The sequence below is a fragment of the Sphingobacterium siyangense genome (assembly GCF_023277505.1).
Classification (GTDB): Bacteria; Bacteroidota; Bacteroidia; order Sphingobacteriales; family Sphingobacteriaceae; genus Sphingobacterium; species Sphingobacterium siyangense.
The window spans coordinates 1,320,784-1,336,980 of the sequence record NZ_CP080574.1 but is presented as its reverse complement, the minus strand read 5'-3'; the positions used below and the strand labels follow the sequence as shown (position 1 = coordinate 1,336,980).

At 40.3% G+C, this 16,197-nt stretch carries 11 protein-coding genes; 8 read left to right on the top strand and 3 right to left on the bottom strand.

Features of this window, described 5'->3' with window-relative positions; translation table 11 throughout:
* Positions 1–7 precede the first annotated feature (7 nt).
* Positions 8–2,089, top strand: a complete 2,082-nt coding sequence (locus K2F45_RS05430; protein ID WP_248933061.1) for a S9 family peptidase — start codon at positions 8–10, stop codon at positions 2,087–2,089.
* Between the two features lie 468 nt (positions 2,090–2,557).
* Here K2F45_RS05430 and K2F45_RS05425 read toward each other — a convergent pair whose 3' ends face one another.
* Entirely contained in the window at positions 2,558–3,505 is a 948-nt protein-coding gene (locus K2F45_RS05425; protein WP_248933060.1) for an MlaD family protein, read from the bottom strand.
* 61 nt (positions 3,506–3,566) lie between these two features.
* Positions 3,567–4,367, bottom strand: a complete 801-nt coding sequence (locus tag K2F45_RS05420) for an N-acetylmuramoyl-L-alanine amidase family protein (RefSeq protein WP_248933059.1) — start codon at positions 4,365–4,367, stop codon at positions 3,567–3,569.
* Positions 4,368–4,568: 201 nt separating this feature from the next.
* Here K2F45_RS05420 and K2F45_RS05415 point away from each other — a divergent pair, with 201 nt between their 5' ends.
* The 3 genes from K2F45_RS05415 to K2F45_RS05405 all read left to right on the top strand — a co-directional run bounded on the left by K2F45_RS05415 (position 4,569) and on the right by K2F45_RS05405 (position 10,209).
* Positions 4,569–7,202 (top strand): putative LPS assembly protein LptD, encoded by a 2,634-nt coding sequence (locus tag K2F45_RS05415; protein WP_244294477.1) that lies wholly within the window; start codon positions 4,569–4,571, stop codon positions 7,200–7,202.
* A 285-nt stretch (positions 7,203–7,487) separates the two neighbouring features.
* Positions 7,488–8,747 (top strand): competence/damage-inducible protein A, encoded by a 1,260-nt coding sequence (locus K2F45_RS05410; RefSeq protein WP_248933058.1) that lies wholly within the window; start codon positions 7,488–7,490, stop codon positions 8,745–8,747.
* A gap of 112 nt (positions 8,748–8,859) precedes the next feature.
* The gene (locus tag K2F45_RS05405) at positions 8,860–10,209 is read left to right on the top strand and encodes a dihydrolipoamide acetyltransferase family protein (RefSeq protein WP_088160400.1); all 1,350 of its coding nucleotides are present in this window, start codon (positions 8,860–8,862) and stop codon (positions 10,207–10,209) included.
* A 99-nt stretch (positions 10,210–10,308) separates the two neighbouring features.
* On the opposite strand, the gene K2F45_RS05400 is transcribed toward K2F45_RS05405, so the two are convergent.
* Complete coding sequence (locus K2F45_RS05400; RefSeq protein WP_088160399.1) at positions 10,309–11,685, bottom strand: MATE family efflux transporter; 1,377 nt, start codon at positions 11,683–11,685, stop codon at positions 10,309–10,311.
* 242 nt (positions 11,686–11,927) lie between these two features.
* Between K2F45_RS05400 and K2F45_RS27340 the strand changes: the two genes are divergently transcribed.
* The 4 genes from K2F45_RS27340 (at position 11,928) to K2F45_RS05380 (ending at position 15,948) form a co-directional block, all read left to right on the top strand.
* A complete protein-coding gene (locus K2F45_RS27340) occupies positions 11,928–12,449 on the top strand; it encodes a Sec-independent protein translocase subunit TatA/TatB (protein ID WP_083663500.1) in 522 nt (173 codons plus the stop codon).
* A gap of 85 nt (positions 12,450–12,534) precedes the next feature.
* Entirely contained in the window at positions 12,535–14,772 is a 2,238-nt protein-coding gene (locus K2F45_RS05390) for a Tex family protein (protein ID WP_248933057.1), read from the top strand.
* 180 nt (positions 14,773–14,952) lie between these two features.
* The gene (locus K2F45_RS05385; RefSeq protein WP_248933056.1) at positions 14,953–15,666 is read left to right on the top strand and encodes a hypothetical protein; all 714 of its coding nucleotides are present in this window, start codon (positions 14,953–14,955) and stop codon (positions 15,664–15,666) included.
* A 3-nt stretch (positions 15,667–15,669) separates the two neighbouring features.
* On the top strand, positions 15,670–15,948 hold the full coding sequence (locus K2F45_RS05380; protein ID WP_075991259.1) for a hypothetical protein: 279 nt from the start codon (positions 15,670–15,672) through the stop codon (positions 15,946–15,948).
* The last annotated feature ends 249 nt before the right edge of the window (positions 15,949–16,197 follow it).

Here is a 16,197-nt window from a genome sequence, read left to right as displayed (position 1 = left end):
TAAACAGATGAAAAAACTTACAATACTTACATTAGCGATTATGGCGTGTAACCTAAGCAATGCGCAAGAAAGCAAAGGTGGAAAAAGCAATTTTAAATTAGTGTCGGAATCGCCACAACCGATCAACCCAAGTACACTCTGGGATCTTGGTCGTGTTTCGGCCGAAGGACTTTCTGCAGATGGCAAAACATTGGTATATGGTGTTTCCAATTATAATTTGGAAAGCAATTCAAGTGAAAAAAATCTATATACGATTTCACTGGCCAATGGCACCAACCAGCAGTTCACCGATCAAAAAGGCGGTGAAACAGTCGTTCAGATCGCACCAAATGGCGACGTAATTTATTTACTAAAAGGGCAGTTATGGAAGAAGAACCTATCTAAGGGTGAAGCACTTCAATTGACAAATGGTGATATCGCCTTAGAAAATGTCAAATTTTCTCCTGATGGAAAACAAATACTCTTCAGTCAGTCCGTTCTTGTAAAAAAATACCACAGCACAGATAAATATCCCGAATTGCCAAAGTCAGACGCTTATATCTATGACAACTTAGATTATAGGCACTGGGATACCTTCAATGATGGTAAGTTCAGTCATCCTTTTGTGGCGAGTTTTATTGATGGTAAAGTTGGTGAGCCGGTAGACCTATTGAAGGACCAAGCCTTTTATAGCCCTCAGGCACCATTTGGTGGCGCCGAAGATCTTGCCTGGTCTCCAGATAGCAAAGCAGTGCTGTATGTCTGTAAAAAGAAATTCGGAACAGACTATGCCGTCAGTACCAATACCGATATTTATCGCTATGATATCGCCAGCGGAACGACTTCCAACCTGACAGAAGGTATGAATGGGTATGACACAGCCCCAACCTATTCTCCCGATGGGAAAAGCCTAACTTGGCTCAGCATGAAAACCGATGGTTATGAATCGGACAAAAATGACATCATGCTATTTGACAAAAACAGCTCAATTCGTTTAAATCTAACAGCACATTGGGATGGTACGGTCAATCGTTTTATCTGGAGCAGTGACAATCGAAAAATCTATTTTACAGCTGCTACGAAAGGTACCGTTCAATTATTTGAACTTGAAGTACCGACCAATATCAAAGCTAAAAGTTTACCAAAAATACATCAAATTTCAGAAGGTGACTTTGACATCACCGGTATTGTAGGCCAAGTAGCGGACAAATTAATCGTTAGCTCGACAAAGTTTACCCGTGCTACAGAAATCTTCAGCTTTGATCTAAAAACCAAATCTTTAACTCCGGTCACCAAAGTTAATGATGCAAAATATGCAAGCATCAGCGAAAACAAAATTGAGAAGCGTATTACAAAGGCATCCGATGGAGCAGATCTGTTTTCATGGGTAATCTATCCGCCAAACTTTGACCCTGCAAAAAAATATCCAACCATACTTTACTGTGAAGGCGGCCCTCAATCCGCACTGACACAATTTTATTCGTTCCGTTGGAATTTACAATTGATTGCATCACAAGGTTATATTGTCATCGCTCCAAACCGTAGGGGTATGCCTGGCTGGGGGGTAAAATGGAATGAAGCTATTTCCCAAGACTGGGGCGGTCAGCCAATCCGGGATTACTTGGCCGCCATAGACGATATCTCCAAAGAGTCTTATGTAGATACAACACGCCGCGCGGCGATTGGGGCTAGTTATGGTGGATACTCTGTTTATCAACTAGCTGGCGTGCATCAAAACCGTTTCAAAACGTTCATTGCGCACAATGGTTTATTCGACATGAGAAGCTGGTATGGTACCACAGAAGAACTCTTTTTCGCCAACCACGAACTGGGCGGAGCGTACTGGGATAGCAAAAATGAGAAATCCTATACCGCATTCAACCCGATTGAAAAAGCAAATAATTGGCACACACCAATTTTGATCTTTCAGGGTGGAAGAGATTATCGTGTTCCAATCGGACAAGGACTGGCAGCATTCCAATTGGCTCAGCTCAAAAAAATTAAGAGCCGTCTGGTCTACCTACCGGATGAAAATCACTGGGTTCTGTCCGGACAAAACGCACAGGTTTGGCAAAGAGAATTCTTTACCTGGCTTAAAGAAACCTTATAGAAAGTACGGTGAAATCGGATCGGAAGATCACCTACTTTCGCGACTAATAAAGTCGCTCGTAAAGTGCTGAATTTAGCAGAATAGAAACGCCACTCGATGAGTGGCGTTTCTATTTCAATTCGATACTTACCATATCATACTCTTGTTAACCATTGGTTAACATCAGCTTCTAGTTTAACTGGGGTTTTACAGGGGGTTAACAGGGGTATAACAGGGGGTTAGCCCGGGTATACCCCTATTAACCCGGTGTTAATCCCCTGTAAAAAGGCAATAAAAACGATCTTAATACCAAACATGATATAAGCATAGCAATAGGAAAGTCCGGATCGGTAAAGCATAAATGGGGGAATCTAATTTATGGGATCGGCGCGACGACCAATTCAACCGCCAAACGGGTAGCTCATGAAAACAAAAAAGCCTGCTATATGCAGGCTTTTTACGTATATTATTTGATCTGATTGCTAAAATCTATTTCTCGCCTTTTTTTCCAAAGATGGAAAGTTTGATATATTTCCCAGGTTTTTCTTTGACGTCCTTCATCAAATTATCCATTTCCTTCGAAGCATTATTGAGATTATTGTACAAAGCTTCATCATTGAGCAATAAACCGATAGAGCCCTTACCACTATTAATTTTTCCAGTGATCTCCTGAAAATCATTCACTGCAGCATTTACTTTGTTCATGGTATGTTCAAAATCCAATCGGGCAGCCTTATCGGTCATGTTATTCAGATTAGACATAATCGCATTGATTTTCTCACCATTTTGTGAGAAATTAGATGTAATTGACTCGAGATTGGCCATGATTCTATTCAGTCTTCCCTTTTCATCGCCCACTAGACCTTCAACATCTTTGGTGATGCCTTCCACATTTTTTAAAGAAGTGGAAATACTATGAATACTTCTTTTAAAGTCATCCTGAAACTGTTTGTCTAAGACAGTATTGACGACCGATAGCGTTGAATCCAGTTTAATGGTAATTGTTTCGATCCGTTTTTGAATGGGTTCAACCTTATCCATAATATTTGGTTGAACACCTGAAGTTAAAAAATCGCCATCCTTTGCCAATTCCTTACTGTTGCCCATTTCGAAAACAATAGCCTTACTTCCCAACAAATCTGTGCTTGAAATTCGGGCAATTGTGTTCTTTGGAACGTCATAATGGGAGTGTATTTTGAACTCTGTCTTAATCTTGCCATCGGGTTGAAGAATCATTTTTGATACACGCCCGATTTGATAACCGTTCACTAAAACAGGTTTTGATGGAGTCAGACCATCTACAGTTTCGTAAGTCGTGTAAAAAGTATTATCGCTGCTAAAAACATCATTTCCTTTTAGAAAGCTATATCCAATAAATAATAAAACTATTGCAACTGTTGCTAATATGCCGACTTTTGTCTCGTTTGAAATTTTCACAAATAATCTATTTAGTAATGATCATTAATTTAAGTTTAAAACAGCATAAAAGCAAATCTGTTTAGCGTTCTACAGAATTTTTATAAATTTTCAGAGCCGAAACCAAATTATCAACAACCTCCTGTTGCCCTGCATCAGACAATAGGTAGCTCTCTTCTTCTCTATTACTAATAAAGCCAATTTCTGTCAATACAGCCGGCATGCCTGCTTCTGCCAGTACAGCTAAACCTTTCTCCCAGAACCCTCTACTATATCGACCTGCTTTCACATACTCACCTTCGATCATCTGCGCCAGACGAATACTTTTTTCACGGAATCGGTTTTTCATCAAGGAGAAGATGATGGCACTTTCAGGGTCTTTTGGATCAAATCCCTGATAATTCTCTTTATAGTTTGATTCCAGTAATAAGGAAGCATTTTCACGAACGGCTGCATCCTGCTGTCCCAAACGATGCGAACCAGAGACCAAAGTTTCGGTACCATGCGCACTGGCACCGCTGGAATTACAGTGTATCGAAATAAATAGATCGGCTTTATTGGCATTCGCCAAACGGATACGTTTGTAAAGCTCAACAAATTCATCGGTCGTTCTCGTGTAGATGATCTTGATACCTGGGATATCCTTCTGAATCTGCTTTCCCAATTTCAACGCAACTTCAAGGGCTACATTTTTCTCCAACGATCGCCGTCCGGCCGCCCCTGTATCTTTACCACCATGGCCAGCATCAATTACAATTGTCCTTATTTGATAATCTGGAGGCTCGGGCTGCCCATTGTTTAATTTGAAAGAATTCAATAAAAAAAATCCCAAAGTAGCAAACACAACGCTACACCATTTTCTAATTCTTAAATCTGATTTCATTGAATAATTATTTGCTCTACTATAAACGAATCAAAATGAGTCTATATTATTTCTTTAATAGATAACGATATTTAACATATTTTCTATTGCTTTTTTGACTAATTTTGTCTCTCGAAGTTTAACATTATTTCACAAAAATAACATTTGTCTTTAATTTTGAAGTCGTTAATCAACATTTTAACACTATTTATCATTCTTGCAATGGGCAATTCTAGCTTTGCTCAAAGTAATATTCCATTAAAACAGAACGGACTTCAAGGTAAAGATCCTATTTCGGCGACCAATAAATCGCAAGATACGAGTAAATCCAAAACCGCAGATACGACCAAATCTGTAAGCGATACGACCAAGAAAAAAGGAAGTGGTTTGCAGGCGGAAGTGAGTATTATTGCGGTTGACTCGCAGAAATCTGAAGTTGCCAAGAATATAAGTCACCTTTATCGCGGAGCAAAGGTAAAATACCAAGATTTTGAACTTTCTGCCGATTACATCCGTCTTGACCGAAACAAGAAAAAGATTTTTGCTTCTGGGATCTATGACAAAACTGGTAAATATGTAGGGCGTCCTATCGTCATCATGGGAAATGGTGAATCACCGAAAACAGTAGACTCACTTTATTACGATTACGAAAAACAAGAGGGAAACACCTACGGTATTATGACCGAAGTGGATGGTGGATTTATCCAGGCCAATATTGTGCGAAAGAATATCTACGACGAAATGTCGATATACAAGGGATTATATAGTACCTGTAATCTACCCTATCCGCATACCCATTTTGGCATTCATATCACCAAAGGAATTGTCACTAAAAATCAGATTATTTCCGGTCCGGCTTACCTTGTGGTGATGGGTGTACCTATGCCGGTGGCATTTCCATTTGCGTTTTTCCCAAAGCCAGATAAAAGAGCTTCTGGATTTCTCTTCCCTTCTTTTGGGGAAGATTATACCAGAGGATTCTCGATGCGGGATATCGGTTGGTATTTGGCCTTCAACGATTACTGGGACAGTGAGATTAGAGGTTCCTTGTATTCTAAAGGTTCATGGGAAGCGTCCATCAATACGCGCTATACCGTCAACTATAAATTTAACGGTGGTTTTAATATCCGTTATGCTAATACCAAAACGGGTATTGAAGGAACATCTAATTATGGCTCCAATAAGGATTTTAATGTCACTTGGAATCATACTCAACGCCAGGAAGCCAATCCAGGAACATCTTTCTCTGCAAGTGTTAACTTTGGTACAAGTTCTTTCTTTCAAAATACCGGAACCGGAAGTACACAAAACACCTATGAAAACCTTGCACGTAACCGGATGGGCTCGTCCATCAGTTATGGAAAAGTATTTGCCGATGGCAAGGTAAACCTCACGGCCAGCTTAACGCATAATCAGGATATGGCTACGCGCAGTATACAGATGAGTTTACCAAATATCAGCTTAAACGTATCCTCTTTCAATCCATTTGACAGTAAAGACCGTGTCGGTGAACAAAAATGGTATCAACGCATCAATGTCGGTTATAGTTTCCAAGCACAAAACTCGGTAAGCACCATTGATACATTGTTATTTAAACCAGGAGGCTTCAAAAAATTCCAAAATGGTTTCCAACACAATATTCCAATCAGTTTATCACTCAATGCTTTTAAATATTTTCAGTTCAACACCAGTGTAAACTATACCGAGCGTTGGTATTTACAAAGTACAAGACAAAGCATCGACAATACCGCCGCAGGTTATAAACAACGTATCGATACCGTTCAGGGATTCAATCGTGCATACGATTACTCTGTTTCGACCGGACTTTCGACCAAGGTTTATGGTAATTATTTCCCTAAAATAGGTAACCTTAAGCAGATCAGACACGTCGTTACACCGTCGATCAACCTGAACTATAGACCCGATTTTTCGGATCCAAGATATGGTTTCTATCAGCATTATAACGATCAATATGGGAACAGAAATGTATACTCAATCTTTAGTCAGGGTGTCTACGGATCTCCTTCTGCAGGAAAATCTGCAGGGATAGGCTTTTCCATTGACAATAACATCGAAGCAAAAGTCAAAAGCAAATCCGATACCACAGATGGCGGTATGAAGAAAATCCCTATTCTTCAAGGTCTGACGTTCAGCGGAAATTACAACTTTGTTGCCGACTCGCTAAAGTTGTCCCCAATTACTTTCTCTGGCCGTACAGCTTTTTTCGACCAAAAGATGAATGTAAACTTCAACGGTACATTTGATCCCTATTCGGTCAATGAAAATGGTGTCCGCGTCAATCGCTATGCCATTAAAGACGGTAGCCTTGCTCGTCTGACAAACTTTGGTCTTTCCTTTGACTATAGTCTGAATCCTAAAGCTGCGAAATCACGTAATAACAATATTGATTCTTTAAGAAAAGAAATGTCTGGAGCAGGTATGACTCCTGAGCAAGCACAGGCCTTGGCTCGAATCAGCTCAGATCCAAATGCATTTGTGGACTTTAATATCCCATGGAATCTTGCGGCATCGTTCAGTTTCAATATGGCAAAATCGTTCAACTCCAGTACGCGGAGAATGGAAAGTCAAATCACAAGCACATTGAATTTACATGGCGACTTCAGTGTTACACCAAAATGGAAAGTCACCTTTCAATCGGGATACGATTTCAAACAGAAGGAAGTGGTCATGACCTCTTTCAATATCTATCGGGATCTGCATTGTTGGGATATGTCATTTGGCTGGATGCCTTTCGGCCGGTTCCGAAGCTATAACGTCACCATACGTGCAAAGGCATCGATCTTACAAGATCTTAAGCTCACAAAAAGAGCCAGTTCAGGAGGCAGTTATTTTTAAAATAACTGCTTTTTTTTTGAAATGCCGTACTTGTATTGGTCAGCAGAACCATCAGCTTCTTTTCAAAAAACTTCTTCCATCAAATACATTTTTAACATTTCATTGAGCCGCAATTTTATGTAAGTTTATATCCTGAATCTTCTGGTATTGAATTTTCATTTTTTAGGCGCTAGCGCATGGACATTTTAACACCAAAAGATTGAGAAAATCCAACACTATACCCCGCAGATGTATTTTTTAAAGTAGGGAGGTGGTTGCATAATTATTTTCATAATTATTTTAAAGATGAAAGCAGAGATTATTACCATAGGCGATGAGATCCTCATCGGGCAGATCATTGATACCAATTCAGGCTGGATTGCCAAGCAACTGCTCCAATTCGAAGTCGATATCGTTCAAATGACATCGATCCCTGATACTGAAGAGGCTATTTCAACGACATTGAAGGAGGCCTCAGTTCGGGCAGATCTTATTTTAATCACCGGAGGTCTGGGCCCGACGAAAGATGATGTAACAAAAAAAACCGCCGCAGCGTATTTTGGAACCACCTTGATACGGGATGAGCATGTACTTCGGCATGTGACCAACATATTTGAATCACGCAATCTAAAAATGCTCGACATCAATCTGCAGCAGGCCGATGTTTTGGCAAATTGTGAAGTCCTATTTAACGACTATGGCACTGCACCCGGCATGCTGGTACACCAGAACCAAAAGAAGTTTATTTTTATGCCTGGAGTGCCATTTGAGATGAAATTTCTGATGGAAAAACATGTGCTGCCTTTATTAGCCAAACAGAATCCTGACTTATTTATCTGTCATGAGACAATTTTGGTCGGCGGAATCGGAGAATCTTATTTGGCAGAAGAAATAAAGGATATCGAATCAGAACTTCCTTCAAGCATAAAATTGGCCTATCTACCAACCTTGGCCTTTATCCGATTGAGACTCTCTGGTAAAAGCAGGAATAAATCTGACATTATGCTCCAGGTTGCCCTTTTTAAAACAAAGCTACTCCATCGTTTACAACAATATGTCATTGCAGATTATGATACCAGCATCGAACCTTATTTAATTAAAGAGCTTAGCCGCCGAGGTGCTACATTGACTACCGCAGAAAGCTGTACAGGTGGTAGCCTTGCCGCTTCAATAACCGCAGTAGCAGGAAGCAGCGTTATATTCCTTGGTGGTACTATCCCCTACTCCAACGCTTTAAAACAACAATTGTTGAACGTCAAAGAAGAAACACTGATCCAATATGGCGCAGTAAGTGAGCAGACTGCTATCGAAATGGCTTCCGGTTCAAAAAAGGCATTTTCGTCGGATTATGCTATTGCGACAACTGGGATAGCGGGGCCAGGTGGTGGAACAGTTGAGAAACCAGTTGGCACGATCTGGGTAGCTGTTGCGGGAAAAAAAGAAGTTTTAACCAAGAAGTTTCAGTTTAATAACGAAAGACTGATCAACATCGAACGTACCCGTATGAATGCTTTATTACTTTTGTGGAAGTTGCTGGTAAAAGAAAAAGAACAAGACACACAATAAAGTAAAATAATATTTCAAAGAATACCTTATTTAAGGAATAATATTTTAAATTGTTGAAAGTAAACCACAATTTATTTAACTTCGTTTTTCTATAACGAGATTGCTAAAAAATATGGCTTTATATAAACTCTTGCTCCCAAAAATGGGAGAAAGTGTATCCGAGGCAACAATCACAAAATGGTTAAAACAACCTGGTGACCTGATTGATGAAGATGACACTTTATTGGAAATCGCAACGGACAAAGTTGATTCAGAGGTACCTTCCCCTGTAAAAGGTGTTTTAAAAGAGCATTGCTATACCGTAGACCAGACTGTCCAAGTTGGTGAAGTCGTTGCAATTATAGAAATTGAGGGCGAAAATGAAGAACCTGCGATTCAAGCACAAGAAAATACAGCTCCTTCAGCGACAGCTCCCGAAGAGATCATAGAGTTGAATATCCCTGGTGTAGACCAGCTGCCAAATGTAGCGGCTGAAACTTCGTCTTCTCCCTACGAGAATACCCTTCGTTTCTATTCACCTTTAGTAAAGAATATCGCACGTCACGAAGGATTGTCCCAAGATGAACTTGACCGTATCCAGGGTACTGGAGCAGAGGGAAGAGTGACAAAGGAAGATATTTTAACGTATGTAACACATCGAGATTCATCGGCAAAAACACCAAAGTCTATTCCGGCAGAGCACACGAACACGGCTACAGAATCTCCGAAAATAATCTCCACTGCTCCATCGCATGTTCACACTGTTGCCAATGGCAGTGATGAAATCATTGAAATGGACCGCATGCGAAGGTTGATTGCAGACCATATGGTCAAAAGTGTACAAACCTCTCCCCATGTATGTTCTTTTGTTGAGGCAGATGTAACCAATTTAGTTTTGTGGCGCAATAAAGTTAAAGATGCCTATAAAAAACGCGAGGGAGAAAACATTACGTTCACCCCTTTGTTTATCGAGGCGATTAGCAAGGCGCTCAAAGATTTTCCATTGGTCAATATCTCGATCGACGGTTACAATATCATCAAGAAGAAAAACATCAATATTGGTATGGCGGCAGCATTGCCTAATGGCAATCTCATCGTTCCTGTTATCAAAAATGCAGATCAATTAAGCTTAGTAGGTTTGAGTAAAAGTGTCAACGACCTCGCACAACGGTCACGGGCAAATAAATTAAAACCTGACGACACACAAGATGGCACATTTACATTCACCAATATCGGCGCTTTTGGCAATATTATGGGAACTCCTATCATTAACCAACCGCAAGCTGCAATCTTGGCTGTAGGTACAATTACGAAAAAACCAGCAGTCATAGAAACAGAGTATGGTGATATGATTGGTATTAGACATATGATGTATCTTTCACTTTCTTATGACCACCGTGCAATCGATGGTGCCCTCGGAGGTACCTTCTTAAAACGTGTGGCGGACTACCTGGAAAATTGGGATAGCAATAGAGTAATCTAGCCATCAAAATTGATAAATAAAAAAGGCTCTTAAATAGACATGCCCCAAAAAGTTAGACACTTATTTGGGGCATTTTTATTATTTAAAATATATTTTTTGTTACTTAAACATACTTTGTTCGAATTGTATTTTCTTCTTCTTGATCACCAATTGAAACCGCAGATAAAGTAAAAGCGAAGAGGTTAACAAGCCTAATGTCAGCCCATACCAAATCCCCTTGATACCCCAGTTAAATACCACTCCCATGAGGTAGCCACTTGGTAGCCCTATAATCCAATAAGCAATAAATGTGATAAGGGTTGGAATATTCACATCCCCCATACCACGTAACACCCCCAGACCGACAACTTGCGTACCATCAAACAATTGGAAAAGTCCCGCAATAATCAACAGCTGGGAAGCAATAATCACCACAGCATGATCTGAGGTAAAGATATAAGGTAAATAATTATTCAACAACGCGAACAAAGACGCTGTAATCACCATAAAGATCAACACCAATTGATACGAAGTGATGGCAAATCGTTCGAGGCGAAAAAGGTTTCTATTACCATAACTATTCCCCACCTTGATTGTTGCAGCAGCAGCGATACCACTCGCCATCATATACGTCATCGCGGCCAGCTGGATGGCTACTTGATGAGAAGCTTGCGCTGTAGCACTTATCGTACCGGCTAATAGGGAAGCCCCTGCAAAAGCCCCAATTTCAAATACATATTGCATAGCCACGGGTGCCCCGATGCGCACGATCTTAAGCAATCGTTGCCGATCGACCAATGTCACCTTAAAATATTGAATATATCCTTTAAATTTCTGCGATCGCAATACATAGGTCATCATCACAGACATCATTAACACACGGTCGATCAATGTACTGTATCCGACTCCCTTCACCCCCATAGGGCTAATGCCAAACATCCCTTTGACAAAGATGATCGCCAAAATAATGTTCAGTACATTTCCCCAAATAGTTACATTCATGGCTTGCTTTGTAAAGCCAAGGCCTTCGGCAAATTGTTTAAATGTGCTAAATACCATCAACGGAAGCATCGATAAACTCAGAATAAGTAAATAAGGCTTTGCCTCCTTCACCACAGCCGGATCTTGGTTGAGGTGATCGATAGCCAACATCGAACCAAAGTAAACTAAAGCGAACAACAAGAGTCCTGCGAGAATATTTAACCAAAAGCTATTGGACAACAATATGGCACATTCTTTTTTATTATCACGGCCATTCTCCTGTGCAATCAACGGCGTGATGCCATAAGCAATTCCCAACCCGATGACCATAACAACCATAAAAACAGCATGTACCAACGAAACTGCGGCCAATGGAATGGTTCCTGCAAAATGTCCAACAATCACACTATCTGCGGTATGCACCAGTGTATGTCCCAATTGTGAGATCACCACTGGCCCCGCCAATACCATCGTACTTTTGTAATACGGTTTAAATGTTTTAAATTTTCCCAACATAATCGATTTCCCTAAAAAAATAGCCACAAAAATACGAAGATATTGCTACCCTATCGTCATATTAAAAAATATTTAGCAAAAATATAACAATTTACACCCATCAAATAACCGCACTTTGTTAAGTAATTTTTATGTTTCAAATACCTTAAAATTATCTTAAATTTACTTTTGGGTCTAAGAACTATAGAAATATAAATGTACCTTAGCATCTAGTTAGTAATCAAAAGAAGAGGAAAAAGAGTATGTACAATCCAGTAATAGCATTTCTAAACATCGGAACACAAGAGATGATCTTAATTGTGTTTGCAATCTTGTTACTTTTTGGAGGCAAAAAACTTCCTGAATTGGCGAGAGGTTTAGGAAGAGGAATACGTGAGTTCAAAGATGCGTCAGAAGGTATCAAACGTGAAATTTCAGATCAAATCAATAATTTCGAGAAAGACATAGACGTTAAAACAGAAGTAAAAGAAGAAGCTGTTCCTAATGATGTGCGTTTAGCTGAGGAGAAGGCTCAAGCAGCACACGAAGAAGAGGCTAAGCCACAGGAAACCGTAGAAGGTTCAGAAACAGAGCAGCCTAAGAAAAAATATGAATTCACAACACCCGCCGGTGTCGTCGAACATAATCCACATAAACAACCCGATTACGGCGAAGAGCCATCCCACATCACGTACGGGTATAACGATCATTTTGCTGAAACTAAAAACAACGAGGTAGAAGATAAAAAAGTTCCTGAGCAGGACAATACCAATAAACCTGCTTAATTTTACTACTTTAGTTTATAATTAGATATACTTAGAGCTGTTGAATGGTGATTCAACAGCTCTACTTTTTAAGATTAAACCGACAATGAGCTTATCAACACACGAAATTACTATTGCTAACGAGCTTTCTATTAGCGAAAAACAGGTTCGCACGACTATAGCACTATTAGACGAAGGCGCTACCGTTCCGTTTATCTCACGCTACCGTAAGGAAATGACTGGTAGTTTGGACGAAGTTCAAATCACCAATATCAGAGATCGTTTCCAGCAGCTGCGCGATTTAGATAAACGTAAAGAAGCTGTTCTTAAATCTATCAACGATCAGGGGAAATTGACAGCGGAGCTTGAGCAGCAGCTTTTGAATGCCGAAACCATGGCCAGTCTTGAAGATATCTATTTGCCTTACAAACCTAAGCGTAAAACCCGCGCCAGTGTGGCACGTGAAAAAGGTCTGCAACCTTTAGCGGATCTTATTTTGGCGCAAGAAACGGGCGATTTCCTCGCCCTTGCGGACAGTTTAATAGATGAAGAAAAAGGCGTAAAAAATACAGAGGAGGCACTAGCAGGTGCCCGCGATATCATTGCAGAGGTCATTGCCGAAGATGCGACAGTGAGAGCCAAGTCGAGAGCGATATTCCTCGAAAAAAGTGCATTTGTTTCAAAGGTAGTTCCTGGAAAAGAAGACGCCGCCCTAAAATATAAAGATTATTACGAATGGTCTGAATCTTTGAAAGATGCACCTTCCCATCGTGTGCTTGCGATGCGCCGTGGGGAAAAAGAAGAGCTGCTCTACTTAGATATAGCGATCAATGAAGAAGAAATTCTACCCCGTATCGAATCCATCTATGTTAAGGGTGCCAACGATGCCGCAGCTCAGGTAAAACTCGCCTTGGTCGATAGCTATAAGCGTCTGTTAAAACCTTCCATGGAGACTGAAATTCGTGTATTAACACGCCAAAAAGCCGATGAAGAAGCCATCAAAGTTTTTGCCGACAATGTTCGTCAATTACTTCTAGCCGCTCCACTAGGGCAGAAAAGGCTGCTTGCGATCGACCCAGGATTTCGTACAGGCTGTAAAACGGTTGTTCTGGATGAGCAGGGACAGCTCAAAGAAAATACGGCTATCTTTCCACATACGGGTGCCAATGGACTGGCAGAAGCAAAAAAAACAATTCAGTATTTAGTCTCGAAATACGATATCCAAGCCATCGCAATCGGCAATGGAACAGCGGGTCGAGAAACGGAGGAATTTGTACGGAAACTCGGATTAAATAACGTTACCATCGTTATGGTCAATGAAAGTGGAGCCTCTATTTATTCGGCTTCCGAAACTGCTCGTGAAGAATTTCCAGATCAAGATGTTACGGTACGTGGTGCAGTATCTATTGGTAGACGATTAATGGATCCCTTGGCTGAGCTGGTTAAGATCGATCCAAAATCGATCGGTGTCGGACAATATCAACATGACGTTGATCAAAATAAACTCCAAACTTCTCTGGACGACACTGTTATCAGCTGTGTAAATGCGGTCGGTGTTGAACTGAATACTGCCTCCAAACAAATCTTATCCTATGTTTCGGGTCTAGGTCCATCTTTGGCCCAACAGATCATCAAATACAGAAATGAGAATGGTCCCTTTGCATCGAGACGTGAACTGAAAAAAGTTCCTCGCCTTGGTGATAAAGCTTTTGAACAAGCAGCAGGATTCCTTCGCATTCGCCATGCGGTAAATCCATTGGATTCCTCTGCAGTACACCCCGAGCGTTATGCGCTGGTGGAACAAATGGCCAAAGACTTGGGAAAAAAAGTGGAGGACCTATTGACAGATGCTGACCTCAGGAAATCTATTCCCCTAAAAAATTACATTTCGGAGGAAGTAGGACTACCGACATTAAACGATATTCTAAATGAATTAGCAAAACCCGGATTAGATCCAAGGGAAAAATTCGAAGCATTTTCATTCACGGATGGGGTCAACAGCATTGGCGACTTACGGGTTGGCATGAAACTACCGGGAATCGTTACCAATATTACGAATTTTGGAGCCTTTGTTGATATTGGCGTACATCAAGATGGCTTGGTACACCTAAGCCAATTATCTAATCGCTATATATCAGATCCCCATGAAGTCGTCAAAGTACAGCAACACGTCATGGTAACGGTAACAGAAGTAGACGAAAAACGTAGTCGCATTGCATTGTCAATGAAAACAGATGAGAAGCCTGCGCTACCCAAAAACAAAAAGAATGATTTTAAAAAGCAGGCCGAACCACAATCGGATATGGCCAGCAAACTAGCTGCATTGGCGAGTAAATTTAAATAGATACATTTAACTCCGAATCAAAAAAGCTGACCGTTCGCTGAACTGCCAAGAAAAGTGTCTAACTTTTTGGAGGCAAGGCATCGCCTGGTCAGCTTTTTTTTGATTCGATTAAATCCAATGTTCGTCGCTCGTGTCGCTGTTTTATTTTGTATCTTTAGGGGAAACAAGTTTAGACCCGTTATGAAAAATTGTACCCTCCTATTCTTTCTATTTTTTGGAATCTATTTTTCTAAAATCCAGGCACAGCAGCAACTTCACGACGGGGCCTACCTGTACCAGGATGGCATCAATAAACATTTAATGCTCGTTAAAGACCATTATATTTCATTTATAAGTTACGATGACGTCAGAAAACGCTTTCAGCATACCTGGGGTGGCGCACTTGATAAGCAGCATAATCTGATCACTATCGCTGTCGAGTATAACTCACAGGATTCGGCGGCTATTGGCAAAACAACCCAATTACCTTATCGGATTGATGCAGACTCCCTTCGCCTAAAAACTGCCAATGGCTACCATCTCTATATCAAGCAGAAAAAAGTTCCACAAGACCTAGATGCACTTTGGCGGATCACTGGTCGCCAGCAAGAAGGCAAAATGCAAGATATTCCCAAAGCAGATCGTAAAACAATCAAAATATTGGTTGATGGATATTTTCAATGGATAGCGATTAATCCTGCTCAAAAGGGTTTCTATGGTACAGGCGGAGGTGACTATCAGTACAATAATAATCGGTACTCCGAAAAAATACAGTTCTTTTCGAGAGACAATAATAGAGTTGGACAAGAACTCGCCTTTGATGGTGAAATCCTGAATGGCGCATGGCATCATAAAGGAAAAAGTTCGAAAGGAGACGATATTTATGAAATCTGGAGCAAAGAAATAACAGAATAAAATATGACAATAGAAGAATTTCAATCTCTTGAAGCTCCGCTTCAGCATTGGACAGCGGTACAAAAGTCACTTTGGTATGATCTAAAAGGAAATTGGAAAACCGCGCATGACCTGATCGATCAATTGGGCGGAACTGACGCAGCACATGTTCATGCTTATTTACATCGCAAAGAAGGCGATCAGTGGAATGCAGAATATTGGTATCGTCGTGCCAAACAAAACGTATACAAAGGTAATTTGGATGATGAGTGGAAAGACCTCTTCAAATATTACGCTCCATAGCTACAATTAGCCTATTTTCGGACAGCCGCTGTTTTCTTTTATATACACAAAAGGACAATTTGGGTAATAAAGTAGTCAAAAATAGTATAGAAAATTAACTCAGCACTTTTTTAGGCTATCGAATATCTTTAAAAAGATAAAAATATTACCAAATAAGATATAACATCAACCAAATCCGGAGATAATACGTAACAAAAATAACACAAAGAAAAATATTATAAAACTAACAAATAGAATGGCACAGATATT

Coding starts and splice junctions, on each gene's coding strand:
- K2F45_RS05400 (WP_088160399.1), bottom strand. CDS start 11,685: ATGTTGGGAAAATTTAAAACATTTAAACCGTATTACAAAAGTACGATG.
- K2F45_RS05405 (WP_088160400.1), top strand. CDS start 8,860: ATGGCTTTATATAAACTCTTGCTCCCAAAAATGGGAGAAAGTGTATCC.
- K2F45_RS05380 (WP_075991259.1), top strand. CDS start 15,670: ATGACAATAGAAGAATTTCAATCTCTTGAAGCTCCGCTTCAGCATTGG.
- K2F45_RS05390 (WP_248933057.1), top strand. CDS start 12,535: ATGAGCTTATCAACACACGAAATTACTATTGCTAACGAGCTTTCTATT.
- K2F45_RS05410 (WP_248933058.1), top strand. CDS start 7,488: ATGAAAGCAGAGATTATTACCATAGGCGATGAGATCCTCATCGGGCAG.
- K2F45_RS05430 (WP_248933061.1), top strand. CDS start 8: ATGAAAAAACTTACAATACTTACATTAGCGATTATGGCGTGTAACCTA.
- K2F45_RS05420 (WP_248933059.1), bottom strand. CDS start 4,367: ATGAAATCAGATTTAAGAATTAGAAAATGGTGTAGCGTTGTGTTTGCT.
- K2F45_RS27340 (WP_083663500.1), top strand. CDS start 11,928: ATGTACAATCCAGTAATAGCATTTCTAAACATCGGAACACAAGAGATG.
- K2F45_RS05385 (WP_248933056.1), top strand. CDS start 14,953: ATGAAAAATTGTACCCTCCTATTCTTTCTATTTTTTGGAATCTATTTT.
- K2F45_RS05415 (WP_244294477.1), top strand. CDS start 4,569: ATGGGCAATTCTAGCTTTGCTCAAAGTAATATTCCATTAAAACAGAAC.